The organism is Frateuria sp., assembly GCF_013362045.1.
Taxonomy (GTDB): Bacteria; Pseudomonadota; Gammaproteobacteria; order Xanthomonadales; family Rhodanobacteraceae; genus Frateuria_A.
In genome coordinates, this window is the sequence record NZ_JABFWW010000120.1 from 1 (window position 1) to 20,202 (window position 20,202).

At 69.2% G+C, this 20,202-nt stretch carries 15 protein-coding genes and 1 pseudogene; 9 read left to right on the forward strand and 7 right to left on the reverse strand.

All coding sequences use genetic code 11. From position 1 onward, the window contains the following. Nucleotides 1-354: pseudogene (locus tag HOQ08_RS05480) on the forward strand (helix-turn-helix domain-containing protein); the annotation flags it as partial. Between the two features lie 9 nt (nt 355-363). Next, complete coding sequence (locus tag HOQ08_RS05485) at nt 364-1,002, forward strand: PQQ-binding-like beta-propeller repeat protein (protein WP_291192369.1); 639 nt, start codon at nt 364-366, stop codon at nt 1,000-1,002. Nucleotides 1,003-1,006: 4 nt separating this feature from the next. Here the strand turns inward: HOQ08_RS05485 and HOQ08_RS05490 are convergent, their stop codons facing one another. The 7 genes from HOQ08_RS05490 to HOQ08_RS05520 form a co-directional block, all read right to left on the reverse strand. Continuing rightward, nucleotides 1,007-2,140, reverse strand: a complete 1,134-nt coding sequence (locus tag HOQ08_RS05490; protein WP_291192370.1) for an FAD-binding oxidoreductase — start codon at nt 2,138-2,140, stop codon at nt 1,007-1,009. Beyond that, nucleotides 2,137-3,402 carry a dicarboxylate/amino acid:cation symporter gene (locus tag HOQ08_RS05495; protein ID WP_291192371.1) on the reverse strand — a complete coding sequence of 422 codons (1,266 nt, stop codon included), beginning with the start codon at nt 3,400-3,402 and terminating at the stop codon, nt 2,137-2,139. Before HOQ08_RS05495 ends, HOQ08_RS05490 begins: the two co-directional genes overlap by 4 nt. Beyond that, complete coding sequence (locus tag HOQ08_RS05500; RefSeq protein WP_291192372.1) at nt 3,399-4,163, reverse strand: hypothetical protein; 765 nt, start codon at nt 4,161-4,163, stop codon at nt 3,399-3,401. The genes HOQ08_RS05495 and HOQ08_RS05500 overlap by 4 nt, the downstream gene beginning before the upstream one ends. Before the next feature lie 361 nt (nt 4,164-4,524). Continuing rightward, nucleotides 4,525-5,376, reverse strand: coding sequence for a MurR/RpiR family transcriptional regulator (locus HOQ08_RS05505; protein WP_291192373.1), 852 nt, complete (start codon nt 5,374-5,376; stop codon nt 4,525-4,527). After that, nucleotides 5,376-6,473, reverse strand: coding sequence for a dipeptide epimerase (locus HOQ08_RS05510; protein WP_291192374.1), 1,098 nt, complete (start codon nt 6,471-6,473; stop codon nt 5,376-5,378). The genes HOQ08_RS05505 and HOQ08_RS05510 overlap by 1 nt, the downstream gene beginning before the upstream one ends. A 65-nt stretch (nt 6,474-6,538) precedes the next feature. Continuing rightward, on the reverse strand, nt 6,539-7,939 hold the full coding sequence (locus tag HOQ08_RS05515) for an SH3 domain-containing protein (RefSeq protein ID WP_291192375.1): 1,401 nt from the start codon (nt 7,937-7,939) through the stop codon (nt 6,539-6,541). 21 nt (nt 7,940-7,960) lie between these two features. Further along, the gene (locus tag HOQ08_RS05520) at nt 7,961-9,112 is read right to left on the reverse strand and encodes a DUF819 family protein (protein WP_291192376.1); all 1,152 of its coding nucleotides are present in this window, start codon (nt 9,110-9,112) and stop codon (nt 7,961-7,963) included. 130 nt (nt 9,113-9,242) lie between these two features. Here HOQ08_RS05520 and HOQ08_RS05525 point away from each other — a divergent pair, with 130 nt between their 5' ends. The 7 genes from HOQ08_RS05525 to HOQ08_RS05555 all read left to right on the forward strand — a co-directional run bounded on the left by HOQ08_RS05525 (nt 9,243) and on the right by HOQ08_RS05555 (nt 20,157). Continuing rightward, a complete protein-coding gene (locus HOQ08_RS05525; RefSeq protein ID WP_291192377.1) occupies nt 9,243-10,751 on the forward strand; it encodes a transglutaminase domain-containing protein in 1,509 nt (502 codons plus the stop codon). A 49-nt stretch (nt 10,752-10,800) separates the two neighbouring features. Next, nucleotides 10,801-13,803 (forward strand): carboxypeptidase regulatory-like domain-containing protein, encoded by a 3,003-nt coding sequence (locus tag HOQ08_RS05530; protein ID WP_291192378.1) that lies wholly within the window; start codon nt 10,801-10,803, stop codon nt 13,801-13,803. A 202-nt stretch (nt 13,804-14,005) separates the two neighbouring features. After that, nucleotides 14,006-15,292 carry a diaminopimelate decarboxylase gene (lysA, locus tag HOQ08_RS05535; RefSeq protein WP_291192379.1) on the forward strand — a complete coding sequence of 429 codons (1,287 nt, stop codon included), beginning with the start codon at nt 14,006-14,008 and terminating at the stop codon, nt 15,290-15,292. A 14-nt stretch (nt 15,293-15,306) separates the two neighbouring features. Further along, entirely contained in the window at nt 15,307-16,524 is a 1,218-nt protein-coding gene (locus HOQ08_RS05540) for a dipeptidase (protein WP_291192380.1), read from the forward strand. A gap of 202 nt (nt 16,525-16,726) precedes the next feature. Next, the gene (locus tag HOQ08_RS05545; protein WP_291192383.1) at nt 16,727-18,184 is read left to right on the forward strand and encodes a serine hydrolase domain-containing protein; all 1,458 of its coding nucleotides are present in this window, start codon (nt 16,727-16,729) and stop codon (nt 18,182-18,184) included. Then, nucleotides 18,181-18,945: a M15 family metallopeptidase gene (locus HOQ08_RS05550; RefSeq protein WP_291192381.1), complete on the forward strand. Its 765-nt coding sequence runs from the start codon at nt 18,181-18,183 to the stop codon at nt 18,943-18,945. The genes HOQ08_RS05545 and HOQ08_RS05550 overlap by 4 nt, the downstream gene beginning before the upstream one ends. Before the next feature lie 138 nt (nt 18,946-19,083). Next, the gene (locus tag HOQ08_RS05555; RefSeq protein ID WP_291192382.1) at nt 19,084-20,157 is read left to right on the forward strand and encodes a serine hydrolase domain-containing protein; all 1,074 of its coding nucleotides are present in this window, start codon (nt 19,084-19,086) and stop codon (nt 20,155-20,157) included. Nucleotides 20,158-20,202: the final 45 nt, after the last annotated feature.

Genomic DNA, 20,202 nt, shown 5'->3' on the forward strand with positions numbered 1-20,202 from the left:
GAGATCGGCCGGCTGCGCACGATGCTGGCGCCGCTGGCGCAGGTACGCGCGACGCGGCAGGGTTTCGCGCTGGTGCCGCACGCATCGCGCGAGGTGGCCGTGCTGGCGCGGCCGGTCGAAGAGGCGCACGCTGCCGTGCTCGCCCTGCTCGCCGACGGCGAATCGTGGTCGAGCTCGGCGCTCGCGCTTGCCCTGGGCAGCAGCCAGCGCTCCGTGCAGCGCGCACTGGACGCGCTCGCGGCCACCGGCAAGGTGCAGCCGCTCGGCCGCGGACGGGCGCGCCGTTGGATGACCCCGCCCATGCCCGGATTCGCGACCGCCTTGTTACTCCCCGCCCCGCTGCCGGGCGACTAGGATGCGCGCATGAAGCCTTTCCGCGCCGAGATCATCAGCGAATACGGACCCTACCCGGGTGTCGACAGCATCGGCGGGGTGGCGTACGACGGCCGGCAGGCATGGCTGGCCACCGGCGGCAGTTTGACCGCGGTGGATCCGGACAACGGCCGGATGCTGCGATCCATCGACGTGGCCGCGCACGCCGGCACTGCCTTCGACGGCCTGCATCTGTATCAGATCGCAGAGAACCGCATCCACAAGATCGACCCGCAGAGCGGCCGCGTGCTGGCGACCATTCCCGCGCCCGGCGGCAGCGACTCGGGACTGGCCTGGGCCGAGGGCACGCTGTGGGTCGGCCAGTACCGCGACCGCAGGATCCACCAGATCGACCCGCACACCGGCGCGATCCTGCGCACGATCGAGTCCAACCGCTTCGTCACCGGCGTCACCTGGGTGGAAGGCGAGCTGTGGCACGGCACCTGGGAAGGCGACGAGAGCGGGCTGCGCCGCATCGACCCGCAGACGGGCGAGGTGCTGCAGAGCCTCGCCATGCCCGAGGGCGTGGGCGTCTCGGGGCTGGATTCCGACGGCGGCGACCGCTTCTTCTGCGGCGGCGGCCACAGCGGCAAGCTGCGGACCGTGCGCCGGCCGCGATCGGCCGGCTAGCAGCTCAACGGCGCAGCCGAGCCGGATCGAGCATCGCCGCCGACAGGCCGGCATCCGCCAGATGGTCCGGCAACGGCCGGCCCAGGGCCAGGTTCGCGCAGGTCTCGCCCATCGCCGCGCTGGTCTGGATGCCGTAGCCGCCCTGCGCCGCCACCCAGAAGAAGCCCGGCGCATCGGGCGCAAAGCCGCCGACCAGGTCGCCGTCGGCGACGAAGGAGCGCAGGCCGGCCCAGGTGCGGGTCGGGCGGCGGATCTCCATCGTGGTCGCCTGCTCGATGTGGTGGATGCCCAGCGCGATGTCGTACTCCTCCGGCTGCACGTCGTGCGGTGCGACCGGATCGGCATTGGCCGGCGAGCCCAGCAGCAGGCCGGCGTCGGGCTTGAAGTAGAACGTCTCGGCGATGTCGCAGATGAATGGCCAGCGGTGCACGTCCATGCCCGCGGGCGGCTCGAACACGAAGGCCGAACGGCGCTTCGGTTGCAGCCCCAGCGGCGCGACGCCAGCCAGCGCGGCGACCTGGTCGGCCCAGGCGCCGGCGGCGTCGAGCAGCAGCGGCGCGCGAAAGCTGTCCTCGCCGGCGTGCACGTTCCAGCTGCCGGTGCTGCGTTCGATCGCATCGATGGCCACGTCCAGGCGCAGCTGGCCGCCGCGTGCGCGCAGGCCGCGCAGGAAGCCCTGGTGCAGCTCGTTGACGTCGATGTCGGCCGCGCCCGGTTCATGCATGCCGATCACCGCGGCCTCCGGCCGCAGCACCGGCACGTCCTGGCGCAGGCGGGCGGCGTCGTGCAGTTGCAGGTCGGGGGTGAACGGACGGATCGCCTCGTACTCGGCGCGCACGCGGTCGGCATCCGCGGCGGTGCCGATCACCGTGGAGCCGCGCGGCGTGAGGATCGGCGCGGCGGCGAAGCCTTCCGGCGGACGGGCCAGGAACGGCCGCGCCGCGCGGGTCAGCGCACGCACCTGTGGCGAGCCGTAGGTCTCGCTGAACAGCGCCGCCGAGCGGCCGGTGGAATGCATGCCGGCGTAGGCTTCGCGCTCGAGCACGAGCACGCGCGCATGCGGCGCGAGGAAGTAGGCGACCGACGCGCCGGCCATGCCGGCGCCGATCACGATCACGTCGAAGTCGAGGCGGCTCATGCGTGGGTATCGAGGCTGGAGGATGCGGCGGTGTCGGCGCGGGATTGGCGCGTCACCACGCTGGTGGCGGTGAGGTCGGCGGTGACGTTGCCGAGGGTGGCGAAGGCATCGGGCAGCGTGTCCACCGCCAGCATCAGGCCGAGCGGCCCGACCGGCAGGCCCATCGACTGCGCCACCGGCAGGTTGGTGGCGATGAAGGTCACCGCGCCGGGCAGGCCGACCGAGCCCAGGCTGATCACCACCGCCAGCACTGCGCCGGCAATGAGCTGGCCGGCGGACAGATCCACGCCGTAGGCCCAGGCGATGAAGGCGGCCGAGGTGAGGTACTGCACCGGGCTGGTCAGGCGGCACAGCGTCACCGCCATCGGCAGCACCAGCGCGTTGACTTGGCTTGGGTAGCCCAGCCGCTGCTCGGCGCTTTCCAGCATCGCCGGCAGCGAGGCGAGCGAGGACTGCGTGCTGATCGCCACTGCCTGCGGCGGCAGCAGCGCGGCGACGAAACGGGCGAGCTTCTCGCGGCCCCAGAACACCGCCACCGCGTACATCATCGCGGTGACCGCCAGGTACAGCACGATCTCCGCCAGCACGTACACGCCCAGCGCACTCAGCATGCCCAGGCCCGAACGCGCGCACACGCCCAGGATCAGCGCGAACACGCCCAGCGGCGCCACCCACAGCACCCAGCGCACGATCACGATCATCGCGTCGGCGATCGCCTGGAAGAACTCCACCAGCAGCGCGCGCCGCGCCGGGGCGATGCGCGTCAAGGCAAACCCCAGGAACAGTGCGAACACCACCAGCGGCACCATCGCGCTCTGCGCGGCGGCCATGATCGCGTTGCTCGGCACCATCGCCACCAGTGCGTCGGTCCAGCCCACCGGCGCGGCCTGCGTGGCGTGGCCGACCACCGCGTGGTCCAACGCATCGCGCAGCGCCGGGTTGTGCGGGAACAGCGCGAACAGCGGCGGCGCGACCGCAGCGGTGAACAGCGCGCCGAGCAGCAGCAACAGGATGAACGCCACGATCGCGCGCCGCGCGATGCGGCCCGAGGCCGCCGCGTCGCTGGCGGTGTTGACGCCCACCACCACCAGCGCCAGCACCAGCGGCACCACGGTCATCTGCAGCGCGTTGAGCCACAGCTTGCCGAAGGGCTGCACCACGTTGGCCACCTGCGTGGCCGCGGCCGGGCTCCAGCCGGCCAGCGCCAGGCCGAGCACCGCGCCGGCGGCCAGGCCGGTGAGCACGCGGGCGGTCGCGTTCATCGGTTGCCCTCGCCCAGCGCCGGCAACCGCCACGCCGCCTGCAGCTTTGCGTAGGCCGGTTCCGGCAGCAGCACGAAGACCGGGTGGTCTTGCGGCTTGAGCCAGGCCAGCAGGCGCTGCATCAGCGCCGGCGCCATCGCGGTGCAGCCGGTGGTCGCATCCGCCGGCGACTTCCACAGGTGGGCGAAGATGCAGCTGCCCCCCTGCGCGCGCTGCTGCGGGTTGTGCTCGATCACGAAGCCCTCGCGGTAACGCTGGTCGCCATGCGCGTGGATGTCGCGGCGCATCGGTTCGGTCGATCCCTGCACCGCCTGCTCGCCCACCACCCTGGCATCGACGATACGGTTGTATTGCGGCGAACCGCTGACATCAACGCAGTAATCGGTCGCGCTGAGCGCGCGATAGGGCATCGTGGTGTCGGCCTTGCCGGCGTAGCCGAAGGCCTCGCCAATGGCGAACACGCCGGCCGGGCTGCGCAGGTCGCCCTCGCGCTTGACCGGGCCATCCTCGCGTGGCGCGTTGAGGCCCAGGCCCCAGGCGACGCCGGCCTTGCCAACGGTGACCGGCGCGGGCTGGCCGATCTCCTTCCAGCCATCGGCGGTGTGCGCATAGGTGCGCAGGGTGCCGTGATCAGCGCTCCAGCCTGGCGTGGTGACTACGACCATCTGACCGGCGTCGGACCAGGCGGCGGCCTGATCCTCCGCCGCGGTGGCGGCTCCGGCAAAGGTGAGGATGGCAATCAGCAGGAGATGGATGCGCATGGTCTACCGGATGGCTGGATACGGATGGATGCCCTTCGACTCCGCTTCGCTACGCTCAGGGCGAACGGTTCGAGAAAAACCCGTACGTGCCGAGCATAGGAGCGAAGCGTTGGAGGGCGCGCCTTTCGGCTCCGCTTCGCTTAAGGCGGATGGTTCGAGAGAAACCCGTTCGTGCTGAGCGTAGGCGCGAAGCGCCGGAGTCGAAGCACCTGCCACAAACCCCGCGCGCCTCTCCCTCGTCCGCCTGGAGAGGGTTCGGGCGAAGCGAAGTGCACGCGCCGGTCGGGCCCCCTGCCCAACTCCTCTCCCGGGAGAAGAGGGGCTCAAGCGGAACGCGCTGGTGGGCCTGCGGACGTCCAAATCACGGCTCCAGCATCAGCTGGATGCGGTCCAGGTTGGCCAGCAGTTGCGCGTGGCGGTCGTCGTGCTCCTCGCACAAACGCACGAACACGCCGTCGAGCAGGTGCTGCAGCGCCGACTGGTAGAGCAGCGGCTGGATGTAGGGCCGCTCGTCGTGGGCGCTCACCAGCAGCGCGATGTCGGCCAGCGTGCGCAGCGGGTTGGCGGTGTGCCGGGTGACCGTGATCACCTTGCCGCGGCGCTCGCGGAAGTAGCGCGCGATCTTGCACAGCGCCGGATGGTTGCCGTGCTCGGAGAACACCAGCAGCACGTCGCCGGCGCCCGCGGCCGAGACGTTGGCGGTCATCCGCGCGGTGTCGAAGTTGTGCACGGTGAGGATGCCCAGCAGCGACAGCCGCAGCGCGAAGTTGCGCGCGTAGATGTCGTCCTCGCCCAGGCCGATGATGAAGACCTTGCCCGCGCGTCCGGCCTGCTCGATCGCCGCGGCGATGGCATGGATGATTTCCGGCGGGTTGATCAGCCGGGTTTCCTCTTCCGCCTCGGACTTGCGCCGCCACAGTGCGCTGGCGCCTTCCTCCTCGCCCGCGCCCGCCCGCGCCACCGCTGGCGCGTCGCCGTTGTCGGCGCGCGCGATCGCCTCGCTCACCGAATACTTCAGGTCCGGATAACCCTTGAAGCCCAGCTTCTGGGTGAACTTGACCACGCTGGACTGGCTGATCCCCAGCGCGTTGGCCAGCTGTTGCGAGGAGTAGTCGCGCAGCAGGTGCGCGTTTTCCAGGATGAAGTCGGCGATGCGCCGCTCCACCGCCGACATCTGGTCGCGCTCCGAGCGGATTTTGACCAGCGGCGACATCAAGCGGCGAGCCTCTCCAGACCGCGGATCTCGCGGATGCCGAGCCCCGGGGCGTCGGTCACGGAGATTTCCGATTCGTTGAAGATTACCCCACCGTCGACCGGGTTGAACTGCGCCAGCGAAGGGCCGTCCAGGTCGACCTTGCTGATCGCGTCGGCGCGCGCCACCGCCACGTGCACGGCGGCCGCCACGCTGATAGGCGATTCCAGCATGCAGCCGATCATGCAGTCGACGCCATGCAGGGCGGCGATGTCGGCGATCTTGATGGCGTTGGAAATGCCGCCGGTCTTCATCAGCTTGATGTTGATGATGTCGGCCGCGCGCATGCGGATCAGCTCGATCACCTCCATCGGGCCGAACACGCTCTCGTCGGCCATCACCGGCGTGTGCACGCGCTCGGTGACGTAGCGCATGCCCTCCAGGTCGCGCGCCTTGACCGGCTGCTCGACCAGCTCCAGCTTGATGCCGGCCTCCTCCAGCGTCTGCAGCGCGTAGACCGCCTGCTTGGCGCTCCAGCCCTGGTTGGCGTCCAGGCGCAGCAGTGCGCGGCCTTCCACCGCGGCGTAGATCGCCTTGACCCGCTCGATGTCCACGCCGATGTCCTTGCCGACCTTGATCTTCAGCGACTCGAAGCCCCGCTCCACCGCCGCCACCGAGTCGGCCACCATCTTGTCGATGTAGTCCACGCTGATGGTGATGTCGGTGGTGATCACCGGGTCGCCGCCGCCCAGCAGCTTGTACAGCGGCGCACCGTAGAGCTGGCCCCAGAGGTCGTAGATGGCGATCTCCACCGCCGCCTTGGCGCTGGAGTTCTTTTCCATCGAACCCTGGATCAGTTGGGTGAGGCGGTTCAAGTTGGCGATGTCCTGCCCGATCAGGCGCGGCGAGATGTAGTGGCGGATGGCGTCCACGATCGAGCCGTGGGTGTCGCCGGTGATCACCGCGGTGGCCGGCGCCTCGCCGTAGCCGACCTGGCCCGAGTCGGTGTGCACCATCACCACGATGTCCTCGATCTGGTTGACGGTGCGCAAGGCGGTCTTGAAGGGTGTCTTCAGGGGCACCCGCAGCATGCCGAACTGGATGTCTGTGATCTTCATGGGTTCTTGGGTCTTCTGTTGTCCGTAGGGTGGGCTTCAGGCCCACCGGCCCTTTCGCGGTTCGCTCAGGGCCGCATGCGCACGATGCTGGTCATGTGGTCGATGAAGGTGGAATCCTTGCCGGCGAGCATCGGCAGCAGCGGCGTCACCGACACGGCATTGAGCTTGACGTGCGCGGTCGAGCCGTCGGCCTTGCGGTAGCTCATGCCCAGCACGTCGTGGATCACCCACGGCTGGCCCTGCCACTGGCCCAGCGACATCATCACGTGGCCGGGGATGTAGATCAGGTCGCCGAGCCGGAGGTCCTGCGCCGCGCGCAGGCGTTGCTCGTGCGTGCTGTCCTTGGAGAAGGCCTGCCTGGCGAAGGCCGGGCTGACGCCCTGGCTGGAGGTGTTGCGCGGCATCTGCACGCCCATCGAGCGGTAGACGTCGGAGACGAAGCCCGAGCAGTCGCGCCCGTCGTAGGCATGGCCCCAGCCGTAGCGCTCGCCCAGGAACTTGAACGCCTGGGTGACCAGGTTGCGCGGGGTCAGCGGCAGGTAGTCGGCGGCGGTGTCGGCGTTCTTCTGGATCAGCGCGGGGCTGAAGGCGAGCAAGCCGTCCGCCTTGCGCACCGGCAGCTCGATGACGTGCGCGGCATAGGGCGTCTGGCCGTTGACCGGCTGGTCCGCGGCCAAGTCGGTGAGCACCGGCACGCGCGTGCCCATGTCCAGCTCCACCTGCGAGACTTCGGGCGCTTCGCGCGTGTAGACGGTGGTGACCTTGGCGCCGGTGACGATGCGGTAGGGCGTCCTGTCGGCGTAGGCGAGCACCTGCGCGCGGCTGCCCTCGGCGATGTTGGCCGCTTCGGTCCAGGCGGCGTAGCGCGGGCTCACCACGAACAGCCAGTGCCCGTCGCGGCTGGCGTGGGCGATCACCACCGGCGTGCCGGGGAACTCGGCGGTCTCCTGGAAGCGGTCGATGTCGGTGTCGCCTGGCTGGCTGAACACGCGCAGCGTGGTCGGAAAGGTGCGCAGCGCGGCGCGGCGCACCACCATGCCGAAGCGCGTCTTCTGGCTCGCCGGGATCGCATCCAGGGCGCGCGCGTCGACGATGTGCTTGAGCGTCGCCGCCGGCACCGGCCTGCCCTCGACGTCGTAGAGCGGCCTGGCCGGCGGCTCGGCCAGGTCCTCGATCCAGCCGCGCACCCGGGCGGCGGACAGGGTCGCCGGCAGCTTGTGCAGTTCGTGCATCGACTTGTCCTGCGCGAACAGCGCGGCGTTCTGCGCCTCGATCTGCCGGCGGCTCATGATCTCCCGGTCGGGCTGCGGCTGCAGGCCGATCCAGAACGCCGGCGTCAGCTGCGCCTCGCCCACGCCGAGCACGCCAGAAGGCGGCACCGGCAGCGTGGAAACCTGCCCGCGCGCGTGCAGCGGCGAGGCGGCCAGCAGCAGGGCCAGCAGCGCAGCGGAAAGGAGGGTTCGCATGATGGTTGTCCTCGTGGACGCTCAGGGCCCGGCCAGCGCGGACATCACCGACGCCACCAGCAGGCCGAAGCCGGTGCCCAGTATGTAGCCCAGCAGCGCGAGCAGGATGCCCACAGGCACCAGCGCGCGCGAATAGCTCGCCGCCAGAATCGGCGTGGCGGCCACGCCGCCGATGTGCGCCAGCGAGGAGATCCCGCACAGGTACAGGTCGAAGTGGAACAGCCGGGCGAAGCCCACCAGCAGCACCGCATGCAGCGCGATGATGGTGACGCCGCAAAGCAGGTACAGCGGCGCCGCGCCGATGCCGTGGAAGTTGCTCTGCGAGGCGAGCACCGCCACCACGCTGATCAGCATCGCGCTGGAGATGGTGCCGGCGCCGGGAAAGCGCGCCAGCGGCGTGTGCGCCACCACCAGGCCCGCGCCGGTGGCCAGCAGGATGGTCCAGGTGGCCGGGCTGACCATGCCCGAGGCCGGCAGGTAGTCCGCCACCCAGGCCGCCAGCGCCGACGCCAGCAGCGCCATGCCCAGCCACAGCAGCACCGCATCGGGAGTGGTCGGGCCGGTCGTCTTCGCCTCCGCCACCTGCAGGTCGCCGCTGGACCTGGCCCGCGTGAAGCGGTTGAACGCCGGCGCCAGGCGCGCCACCGCGAACAGCACCACCACCCACATCGAATAGCACAGCGCGTCGGTGAGCAGGCTCATCGCCAGGTGCTGGTCGGACATGCCGATGCCCTGCTTCACCGCGATCATGTTGGCGGTGCCGCCCACCCAGCTGCCCGAGAGCGCAGCCAGCGGATGCCAGGCATCGCCCGGCAGCCAGCGCTTGTAGAGCAGGTAGGTCGCGATGAAGGCGATGAACAGGCTCACCGACGTGCAGGCGAACACGCCCAGCACGCGCGGCCCCAGCGCGAAGATCGCACGCAGGTCGCAGTTGATCATCAGCAGGAACAACAGCGCCGGCACCATGTGCCCCACCAGCATCGACTGGGTCGCCCTGATCTCGTCGTTGATCTGCCACAGCCCCACCACGGCGAGCGCCGTCACCAGCAGGTAGGTGAGCACGATCGGCGGGAGCACGTTGAACACGCGCCAGCCGAAGCGTCGTTCCATGGCCGGAAACAGGCCGGCGACCAGCAACATCACGGCCAGGTACGGCCATACCGTGTGGATCACGCGCTACCCCTCGTGCGTCGCGTCAGGAATATGCCATTCCTCATACATTGAGTTGAAGCATAAATTATTGACCACCTTTTGCAAGCGTGTTACACAAGGCCCCGATGCCAACGGGCGGGGGCGTTGTGCGATGACGAGGGTGCCAGGCAAGCAACGCAGATGCGAATCCACGCATGGTCGCCGATTGGCGCGTGCCGTGCTGGCGGGCCTGCTGTGCTGCGCGCTGCCGGCACTGGCCAGCCCGCCTCCGGCGGGGCCGCCGGCCATCGCCGCGCAGATCGACCATGGCCACTTCGAGGCCGCGCGCAAGGCGATCGACCAGGCGCTGGCCAAGCCCGGGCTGAGCGCACAGGCGCGCGAGGCGCTCGAATTCCAGCGCGAGCGCATGCGCCGCATCCTGCTCGACTTCACCCTCACCGCCGACGACGCCAAGGCGCGTATCCGCAAGCAGATCCCGGACCTCGGCGATGCCGAGTTCGCGCGCTGGGACAAGGCCGGCCTGCTCGAGCACATGGTGATCGATGGCCGCACGCTCTACTTCACTCGCGCGCCGTCCAATCTCTACCGCCTGAGCACGCAGGCGCGCCACCGCCGTGCCTTGCAGACGCCGATCACCGACGGCCCCAACGAGACGCTCAACGACCACCATCGCGCCGTCCTGCGCCAGGCGCTGGCCAGCGGCAAGACCGCCGTGCTGCCGATGCGCGTGCGGGTGACCCAGTCGGTGACGGTGAAGGCCGACGCCGTGCCCGTCGGCGAGACGTTGCGGGCATGGATTCCCTACCCGCGCGCGATCCCTGGCCAGCAGGACGACATCCGCCTGGTCGCGAGCACGCCCGCCGGCGCCCGCGTCGCGCCGGCCGACACGCTGCAACGCACCGCCTACCTGGAAGCGCCCGCCAAGGCTGGCCAGCCGACCGTGTTCAAGCTCACCTACGAGCTCACCCTGCGCGCGCAGTACCACTCGATCGACCCGGCCAAGGTCGTGCCGGCGACGATCACACCGGAACTCGGGCCCTTCGTCAGCGAGCGCTCACCGCACATCGTCTTCACCGACGACCTGCGCGCCTTCTCGCGCAAGGTCGTGGGCGACGAGAAGAATCCCTACCGCATCGCGCAGAAGCTGTTCGCCGCGGTTGACCGCATTCCGTGGGCCGGCGCGCGCGAGTACTCCACCATCAGCAACATCAGCGACTACACGCTGCACGCCGGCCACGGCGACTGCGGCGAGCAGACCCTGCTGCTGCTCACCCTGCTGCGCATGAACGGCATCCCGGCGCGCTGGCAGTCCGGCTGGATGTTCTCCGAGGGGACCTACGACAACATCCACGACTGGGGCCAGCTCTACCTCGCCCCCTATGGCTGGGTGCCGGTGGACGTCACCTTCGGCCAGCTCCATCCCGGCCCCGGCGACGACCCGCGCCTGCAATGGTTCTACCTGGGCGGCCTGGACGCCTACCGCATCGCCTTCAACGACGACTACAGCCGCCCGTTCGTGCCGGCCAAGCAGTTCCCGCGCTCCGAAACGGTGGACTCGCAGCGCGGCGAGGTCGAGTGGCGCGGCGGCAACCTCTATTTCGACCAGTGGGATTACCACTTCGACTGGCAGTTCCTGCACCGCGCACGCAACAACAAGTAACCAACGAATCCAACTGACATCGACCCGGCGTCGAGGGGAGTAAGGGGAAATGAGCAGCAAGGTCTGGAACATGCGCAGAACCGTGCTCGGCACGGCACTCGGATTCGCGCTGGCCGCCTTCGGCGCGCCGCAGGCGCACGCGGCCAACAACGACGGCTCGGTGGCCGGCCACACCCAGGCCGGCGCCGTGGTGACCGTCACCAATCCCGCCACGGGCCTCACCCGCACCATCACCGCCGACGGCGACGGCAGCTACCGCTTCCCGTTCCTGCCGGTGGGCCAGTACACCATCAGCGCGAGCAAGGACGGCCAGGCGGTCGGCCCGACGCGCAACGTGACGGTGGCGCTGGGCACCACCACGTCGGTGGACCTGGGCGCGGTCAACGCGACCAACCTGTCCACCATCAACGTCTCCGGCTCGGTGCTGCCGGTCATCGACGTGAGTTCCACCGAGTCGGCCACCATCGTCTCGCGCGCCGACCTGGTACGCCTGCCGGTCGACCAGAACGTGACCTCGGTGGCGCTGCTTGCGCCCGGCGTGGTCAAGGGCAACGCCGGCTTCGGCGGCATCTCCTTCGGCGGCTCGTCGATCGCCGAGAACGCGTTCTACGTCAACGGCCTCAACGTCACCGACTTCTACAACCGCAACGGCTTCTCCGAGGCGCCGTTCGCCTTCTACGACCAGTTCCAGGTCAAGACCGGCGGCTACTCGGTGGAGTTCGGCCGCACCACCGGCGGCGTGGTCAACGCGGTGGCGCGCACCGGCACCAACGAGTTCAAGGCCGGCGCCGAGATCACCATGGAGCCGGGCAACTGGCATTCGGTGGCGGACAACCACTACGACGCGAACGGCAACCGCTACCTCACTTCCAGCCGCGACCGCGACTCGCTGATCAAGACCAACGTCTGGGCCTCCGGCCCGATCGTCAAGGACAAGCTGTTCTTCTTCGCCATGTACGAGGCGCGCGGCGCCTCCCCGCGCAACACCAACGACCAGGGCAACAGCATCACCTACAACAACGCCGACAACGGCTTCTGGGGCGGCACCATCGACTGGAACGTCACCGACAGCAACACCCTGTCGCTGATGGCGTTCTCCGACAAGACCCACAACGTGGGCGACGTCTACGGCTACGACTACGACACCGACACCACCACCGGACGGACCAACCAGGTCTTCAGCGACACCGGCGGCAGGAACTGGGCGCTGACCTGGACCAGCTACCTCACCAACGACCTGTCGATGAAGCTGATGTACGGCCGCAACCAGCGCGAGGCGTTCACCCACTCGCAGCTGGACGAGTCGTGCAACCGCGTGGCCGCCACCACCGCCTTCCTCGCCCTCCACGACCCGGGCGTGAAGCTGGGATGCACCGACAGCTCGACGGTGTTTTCGCGCGAAGACACCCGCAAGCAGTACCGCGCCGACTTCGAGTGGACCCTGGGCGACCACCTGCTGCGCTTCGGCTACGACCACGAGGACGACACCTCCGACTACCACCGCCACTACGCCGGGCCGGGTGCGTACTACTACAACCTCTATTCCGCCTCCGCCGGTTCCACCATCCCCAACGGCGGCGTGGTGCCGCCTGGCTACGACGCCTACGTGCGTGCGCGGCGCTATGAAATCGGCGGCACCTTCAGCACGCTCAATGCGGCCTACTACATCGAGGACAACTGGTCGATCACGCCCAGCTTCGTCCTCAACATGGGGCTGCGCAACGACAGCTTCGACAACCAGGACGCCGAGGGCCGCAGCTACATCAAGATGAGCCGCCAGATCGCGCCGCGCCTGGGCTTCTCCTGGGACATGAAGGGCGACGGCACCACCAAGCTGTTCGGCAACCTGGGGCGCTACTTCCTGCCGGTGGCCAACGTCATCAACATCAAGCAGGCCGGCGGCCTGCTCGACGAGCGCACCTACTACGCGTTCGGCGGCTGGAACGTCCTGGAGTTGAACGGCGTGCAGTACGCCGTGCCCAAACTCGGCCCGCAGCTCGGCAACGTGGACACCTCGCAGGGCGACGGCACGGTCGGCGACCTGCGCTCGGAGGTGGACAAGGACATGGACCCGGTCTACCAGGACGAGGCGATCCTGGGCTTCCAGCAGATGATCAACAGCCAGTGGTCGTGGGGCGTCAGCGGCACCTACCGGCGCCTGCACAACGCCATCGACGACATGGAGATCAGCGCCACCGCGCAGTGCGGCGGCGACGGCTACATCGGCTGGGTGATGGCCAACCCCGGCAAGAAGGTCACCGTCTGGGGCGACACCAACTGCGACGGCACGCCCGACGGCTACCTCACCGTGGACACGTCCAAGGAAGGCTGGGCGATGTACGACGCCAGCGGCAACTACCTGGGCCAGCGCGGCTGGGTCAAGCCCAAGCGCACCTACGGCGCGCTGGAGTTCCAGCTGGACCGCGCCTGGGACGAGAAGTGGGCGCTCAACGCTTCCTACGTGATGTCCTGGAACCGCGGCAACGCCGAAGGGCCGGTCAACTCCGACACCAACTTCGACGACACCGGCCGCACCGAAAACTTCGACAACCCGTGGGTGAACTTCGGCGGCGACGGCTTCCTGCCCAACGACCGCCGCCACCAGTTCAAGCTGCGCGGCACCTACGCGCTCACCCCGCACTGGCAGCTCGGCGCCAACGCGGACGTCCACTCGGGCGGCCCGATCACCGGCTTCGGCGTGGGCAACCCGTTCGACGACACCAACTACCACAGCTACTACATCTGCGTGCAGAACTGCGATTCGCCGATCTCGGAGAACCGCGTCTACGTGCATTCATCGCGCGGCAAGTACGGGCGCATGCCCTGGACCTACACGCTGGACGCCAGCCTGAGCTACATCCTGCCGTTCGAAGGCGGCGGCAACCTGCGCGTGAAGCTGGCGGTCTACAACCTGCTCAACCAGCAGCGCACGGTACGCATGGACCAGGACCTGCAGACCGACATCTCCAACTCCACCAACAGCACGTTCATGCAGCCGATCGGCTTCCAGGCGCCGCGCTTCACGCAGCTGACCGTGAGCGTGAACTTCTAAACGCCTCCCCGGCCTGGCGGCCCGCGCGGATGGCGGGCCGCCTTTTTTTGGTACACCCTTCGAGCCTTGCGGCTGATCCGTTCATCGATCCCGCGATGGCCGGAATCCAGTGCTCTGAATCGCAGGCGACCGATTCCCGCTTTCGCCCGAGGACGTCGCTGCAGGTTCCCGTCCCGCTGACGCCTTCGTGCCCTTCGATCCGATGACCACACCCCTCAAGCACGGCCCGCCGACCGCCATCGAACCGCAACCGAGCTTCGACGGCGTCGACCTGCAGGCGCTCGCCGCGCGGCTGGGCACGCCGTTGTACGCCTATTCGGCCAGCGCGATCCGCCAGCGCATCGGCGAATTGCAGGCGGCCCTGGCGGGACTCGACGCCACCCTCTGCTACGCGGTCAAGGCCAACAGCAACCGGGCGATCCTGGCCCTGATGGCTGCGGCCGGGCTCGGCGCGGACATCGTTTCCGCGGGCGAGCTTCAACGCGCGCTGGCCGCAGGCATCCCACCCGACCGCATCGTGTTCTCCGGCGTGGGCAAGACCGATGAGGAGATCGGCGCCGCGCTGGCGGCCGGCATCGCCCGCTTCAACGTCGAGTCGCTGGACGAGCTGCACGCGATCGAACGCGTGGCGCAGGCACGGCAGGCCATGGCGCGCGCCGCGGTGCGCATCAACCCGGACGTGGACGCCCTCACCCACGCCAAGATTTCCACCGGCCGCGCCGAGAACAAGTTCGGCGTGAGCATCGCCGAGGCGCGCCGCTGGTTCGCCGAACGGCGGCAACTGCAGCACGTGCAGCTCGATGGCCTGCATGTGCACATCGGCTCGCAGATCCTCGACCTCACCCCGTTCCGGCTGGCGCTGCATCGCGTGGCCGCATTCTGGCGCGAGCTGGAGCAGGCCGGCCATCCGGTCGCCAGCATCGACGTCGGCGGCGGCCTGGGCGTGCGCTATCGCGCCGGGCACGATACGCCCGTGGCCGCGGCCGACTACGCACAGGTGATCCGCGAGGCGCTGGCCGGCTTCGGTGGCCGCCTGCTGCTCGAACCGGGGCGCTACCTGGTCGCCGAGGCCGGCGTGCTGCTGACCCGCGTGCTGCGCATCAAGGAGGGCACCGAACGGCGCTTCCTGGTGCTCGATGCGGCGATGAACGACCTGCAGCGGCCCAGCCTGTACGACGCCTGGCACGACATCGTGCCCGTCGCGTCCACCGAGGGGCCGGCCGCCACCTATGACATCGTCGGCCCGGTCTGCGAGACCGGCGACACCTTCGCCCGCGCCCGCGTGCTGCCCGAATGTCGGCCCGGCGACCTGCTCGCGATCCAGGGCACGGGCGCCTACGGCGCCTCGATGGCCTCCACCTACAACTCGCGCCCGCTCGCCGCCGAGGTGCTGCTCGACCATGGCCGCTACGCGGTCATCCGCCGCCGGCAAACGTTGGAAGAGATGGTCGCCGGCGAGCAGTCGGCGCAGGATTGGGCCACGCCATGAGGATAACGTCGACCATGCCTACGCTCGCCCGCCTTGCGCTGTTCGCGCTGCCGCTCGCCCTCACCCTGCCCGCGCAGGCGCAGCGGGCGCCGGCCGACCCGCCGATCACCATCGACACCCACGTCGATATTCCCTTCACCTACATGCGCGAGCCCCGCTTCGACGTCGGCAAGGACACGCCGCTGCTGGTGGACCTGGGCAAGATGCAGCGCGGCGGCCTGAACGCCGCGTTCTTCGTGATCTGGGTGCCGCAGCACAAGCTCGACGCCGCCGGCTACGCCAAGGCGGTCGACCAGGCAGAGGAAAAGTACGAGGCGATCGGACGGATGCTGATGATGTACCCGGACCGCATCCGCCTGGCCACCTCGCCGGGACAGGCGCTTACCAACCGCAAGGCCGGCCTGCTGTCGGCCATGATCGGCATCGAGAACGCCTATTCGCTGGGCCACGACCTCAACCGGCTGGATGCCGCCTATGCCCGCGGCGCGCGCTACGTAGGGCTGGTGCACGTGGGCGACAACGACCTGTGCACCAGTTCGCTGCCGGATACCGAACACGGCGAGCCGGCCATGAACAGCAAGGGCGACCACGGCATGACGCAGTTCGGTCGCCAGGTGGTCGCACGCGCCAATCAGCTGGGCATCATGGTCGACATCTCGCACGCCTCCGACGCCTGCGTGCGCGATGCGCTGGCGGTGTCGAAGGCGCCGCTGCTCGCTTCGCACTCCGGCGCGCGTGCCGTGCTCGACCACCCGCGCAACCTGCCCGACGACCTGCTGCGGGCCATCGCCGCCAAGGGCGGCGTGATCCAGGCGGTGGCCTACAAGGAATTCCTGAAGAAGGACCCGGGCCGCGAAGCCGCCGAAAAGAAACTGCAGGCGGCGGTCGCCAAGGCTGCCGGCGACAAGGAATACGACAGCGACAAGCACGACTACCTGCCGGCGATGGCCGCCGGCATGGCGAAGATCCAGCAGCAGTTCCCGCTGCCCACGCTGGACGACTACGTGAAGCAGATCCGCCACATGGTGGACGTCGCCGGCATCGACCACGTCGGCATCGCCTCGGATTTCGACGGCGGCGGCGGTATCACCGGCTGGAAGGACGCCACCGAGACACGCAACCTCACCGCTGCCTTGCGCCGCGCCGGTTTCAGCGACGCGGATGTCGCCAAGATCTGGGGCGGCAACCTGCTGCGGGTGTGGCGCGAGGTGGAGCGCGATGCGGGGCGTTGAGCAGGTGAAAGCGAAAGGCCTCCCCCTCTCCCCCGAGCAGGCCCAGGGGAGAGGGAATGCATCGTCGCAGATTGAACTGCTCCCTCTCCCCCGGCCCCGCCGGGGGAGAGGGCCGGGGAGAAGGGGAGGCCTTTGCCTCGCCCTTTCGCTCGCTCTCCTCCCGGCCCTCAGCCACGCCCAATCCAACCCCGCCTACGACTCGCTGGTCGACGCCGTCGTCGCCCGCTACCGGCTGCCCGGCATCGCGGTCGGCGTGATCGAGAACGGCCAGGTGGCCTACACCGTCACCCGCGGCGAAACCGTGGCCGGCTCCGGCGCGAAGATCACTTCGCGCACGCTGTTCAAGATCGCCTCCAACAGCAAGGCGATGACCACCGCGCTGCTCGGCCGCCTGGTCGACGAGGGCAAGCTCGGCTGGGACGACCCGGTCGCCAAGTACCTGCCCGGCTTTCGCATGTCCGACCCGTGGGTCACGCGGAACATGCGCGTGGCCGACCTGCTCACCCACTCCAGCGGCCTGCCCGAGGGCGGCGGCGACCTGATGCTGTGGCCCGAGCCGAACGGCTTCACGCGCCAGGACATCATCCACGGCCTGGCGTTCATCAAGCCCGGCTACGGCTTCCGCTCGCAGTACCAGTACGACAACCTGCTCTACGTGGTCGCCGGCGAAGTGGCCGCGGCGGCGGGCGGCGCCTCGTACGAAGCGCTGATGCACCGCGAGGTGTTCGAACCATTGGGGCTCTCGCGCTGCCAGGTCGGCAGCTGGAGCCGCGACGCCGTGGGCGACCTGGCGCAGCCGCACTACCAGAAGGACGGCCGCAACCTGCCGATGCGCGAGGACGGCCCGACCATCCCCGCGATCACTTCGGATGCCGCCGGCGGCATCCGCTGCGACCTCACCGACATGCTCGCCTGGGCGCAGAACTGGTTGGCGCCCACGCCCGCGCAGCTGCAATGGCTGTCGGCTGCACAGCGCCGCGTCCTGCAATCGCCGCACATGCTGATCCCGGTTTCCGAGCAGCGCCGCGCCTGGGACCACACGCACGTGATGGCCTACGGCTACGGCTGGCGCATGGCCGACGTGGACGGGCAGTGGGTGGTCTGGCACACCGGCACGCTGGGCGGCATGTATTCGATGCTGGCGCTGCTGCCGGACCGCAAGAGCGGCTTCGTGTTCATGATCAACGGCGAAGCGGAAGATGCGCGCACCGTGCTGGGCGAGGTGCTGACCAAGCACTTCACCGATCCGGCCGATGCCCGTGGCGTCAAGTGGTACGCCGATGCGCTCGAGCGCGAAGCCGCGCAACGGCCGCCTGCGGCGCGTCCGCCCGATGCCACGGCCGCCGCCACGGTCGAACCGGCGACCTTCGCCTGGAATGGCCGCTACCGCGATCCGTGGTTCGGCGAGATCCTGCTCTGTCCCCACGGCGACAGGGTGCAGTGGACCTCGCGCAAGTCGCCGCGCATGCACGGCACGGTCAAGCGGCTGGGCGCACGCTACCTGGTGCGGTGGGACGATGACGCCGTCGACCTCGACGCCTGGCTCGACCCGCACCCCGGCTCGCCGCCCACGCTCACCATGGCCAAGCTCGACCCCAAGGGCGACTTCAGCTCGGACTACGAAGACCTGCACTTCGAACGCATCGGAGATTGCCCATGAGCCCGGACAAAGTCCTTCCCACGTCTGCGGGAAAACGCGGGAGGCGGATCGCGAGGTCGGTCCTCGCCGGCGTATGGCTGCTGGCCGCGGGCACGCTGGCGCAGGCCGACCCCCAAGTCACGCTTTCCCCCGCCCGCACCGCCGCCGAAGCCGACCTGGTCGACATCCGCACGCTCGTCCCCGACATCGCCGAGGACATCAGGTACGCCGGCAGCGACAACTTCGTCGGCGCACCGGTGGATGGCTACCTCGCGCCCAAGTGCCTGCTCAAGCGGCCGGTCGCGCAAGCGCTGGCGCGCGTCGAGCACGAGCTGCGCGCGCAACATCGGCGCCTGAAGCTGTGGGACTGCTACCGCCCCGCCCGCGCGGTGGCGAATTTCGTGCGCTGGGGACACGACCTGTCCGACCAGCGCACCAAGGCCGCGCACTACCCGAACCTGGACAAGCGTGTGCTGCTGGGCGACTACATCGCGCCGGTCTCCGGCCACAGCCGCGGCGGCACTGCCGATCTCACGATGGAGCAGTGCGACACCCGGGGCACCCACTGCAAGGAGCTCGACATGGGCACGCCCTTCGACTTCTTCGACGTGCGCGCGCATACCGACTCGCCGGACGTCACCCCCGCGCAGCACGCCAACCGCCTGGCACTGCGCGCCGCGATGGACCGCGAGGGATTCAAGAACTACACGCTGGAGTGGTGGCACTACACCTGGGCCAAGGAGCCCACGCCGAACACGATCTACGACGTGCCGGTGAAATGAATCCCTCTCCCTTTGGGAGAGGGTGCCCGAAGGGCGGGTGAGCATCCGGGCGGAGCGTGTACCACGCGCTGGCCGAACCCTCTCCCCAGCCCCTCTCCCGGCGGGAGAGGGCTCAAGCTCAACGCACCGAGGTAAACCATGCGCCTTGCCCTTTTGCTCGCTTCGCTCATCGCCGCCGGCTCCGCTCACGCCACCGACGCCACGCAAAACGCCGACCGCCTGATGCAGAAGTACCAGGGTGAAGTCCCCGGCGCCGCCCTGCTCGTGCTCAAGGACGGCAAGCCGCTGCTGCGCAAGGGCTACGGCCTGGCCAACCTCGAGGAACATGCCGCCGTCACGCCGGCGACTGACTTCCGCCTCGCCTCGGTGAGCAAGCAGTTCACCGCCGCGGCGATCCTGCTGCTGGCAGAGGACGGCAAGCTCGGCCTCGACGACTCGATCCGCCACTGGCTGCCCAGCCTACCCCCCTCGACGGACAAGGTGACGCTGCGCCAGCTGCTCTCCCACACCGGCGGCCTGATCGACTACGAGGACCTGATTCCGCCCGGCCAGACCGCCCAGCTCGACGACCAGGACGTGCTGCGCATGCTCTCGGCCACGCCGCGCAGCTACTTCGCGCCGGGCACCGCCTACCGCTACAGCAACTCCGGCTACGTGCTGCTCGGGCTGGTGGTGGAGAAGGCCTCGGGCGCGACCCTGCAGGACTTCCTCGAGCGGCGCATCTTCAAGCCGCTGCACATGGACCACACCCTGCTCTACGTGCACGACGACCCCACGCCTGACGGGAGCAGCGTACCCAACCGCGCCTACGGCTACAGCAAAACCGGCGGCCGCTGGCTGCGCACCGACCAGGACCTGACCTCCGCCACGCGCGGCGACGGCGGCATCTATTCCAGCATCGACGACCTCGCCAAGTGGGACGCGGCCCTGTACGACGACCGCCTGCTCAGCGACGCCTCGCGCAAGGCCGCCTTCAGCCCGCACGCGAAGGTCACCGGCGAGCCCTACGAAGCCAGCTACGGCTACGGCTGGCGCATTACCGGCGACACGCTGTGGCATTCGGGCGAGAGCATCGGCTTCCGCAACGTGATCGTGCGCTGGCCCAAGCAGCACCTGACCGTGATCCTGCTCAGCAACCGCAACGAGCCCGAGCCGTACCGGACCGTGCTGAAGATCGCCGAGCCGTTCCTGCACCCGGCACCGCAAAGCTAAAGCAGCGAGAGCTGGCGCGGCGCATCGTTCGCCGGTTCGCCGGCG

Bases quoted from the DNA above. Each gene is read 5' to 3' on its own strand.
- HOQ08_RS05500 (WP_291192372.1), bottom strand. From the start codon at position 4,163: ATGCGCATCCATCTCCTGCTGATTGCCATCCTCACCTTTGCCGGAGCC.
- HOQ08_RS05530 (WP_291192378.1), top strand. From the start codon at position 10,801: ATGAGCAGCAAGGTCTGGAACATGCGCAGAACCGTGCTCGGCACGGCA.
- lysA (WP_291192379.1), top strand. From the start codon at position 14,006: ATGACCACACCCCTCAAGCACGGCCCGCCGACCGCCATCGAACCGCAA.
- HOQ08_RS05540 (WP_291192380.1), top strand. From the start codon at position 15,307: ATGCCTACGCTCGCCCGCCTTGCGCTGTTCGCGCTGCCGCTCGCCCTC.
- HOQ08_RS05485 (WP_291192369.1), top strand. From the start codon at position 364: ATGAAGCCTTTCCGCGCCGAGATCATCAGCGAATACGGACCCTACCCG.
- HOQ08_RS05495 (WP_291192371.1), bottom strand. From the start codon at position 3,402: ATGAACGCGACCGCCCGCGTGCTCACCGGCCTGGCCGCCGGCGCGGTG.
- HOQ08_RS05550 (WP_291192381.1), top strand. From the start codon at position 18,181: ATGAGCCCGGACAAAGTCCTTCCCACGTCTGCGGGAAAACGCGGGAGG.
- HOQ08_RS05515 (WP_291192375.1), bottom strand. From the start codon at position 7,939: ATGCGAACCCTCCTTTCCGCTGCGCTGCTGGCCCTGCTGCTGGCCGCC.
- HOQ08_RS05510 (WP_291192374.1), bottom strand. From the start codon at position 6,473: ATGAAGATCACAGACATCCAGTTCGGCATGCTGCGGGTGCCCCTGAAG.
- HOQ08_RS05505 (WP_291192373.1), bottom strand. From the start codon at position 5,376: ATGTCGCCGCTGGTCAAAATCCGCTCGGAGCGCGACCAGATGTCGGCG.
- HOQ08_RS05525 (WP_291192377.1), top strand. From the start codon at position 9,243: ATGACGAGGGTGCCAGGCAAGCAACGCAGATGCGAATCCACGCATGGT.
- HOQ08_RS05555 (WP_291192382.1), top strand. From the start codon at position 19,084: ATGCGCCTTGCCCTTTTGCTCGCTTCGCTCATCGCCGCCGGCTCCGCT.
- HOQ08_RS05490 (WP_291192370.1), bottom strand. From the start codon at position 2,140: ATGAGCCGCCTCGACTTCGACGTGATCGTGATCGGCGCCGGCATGGCC.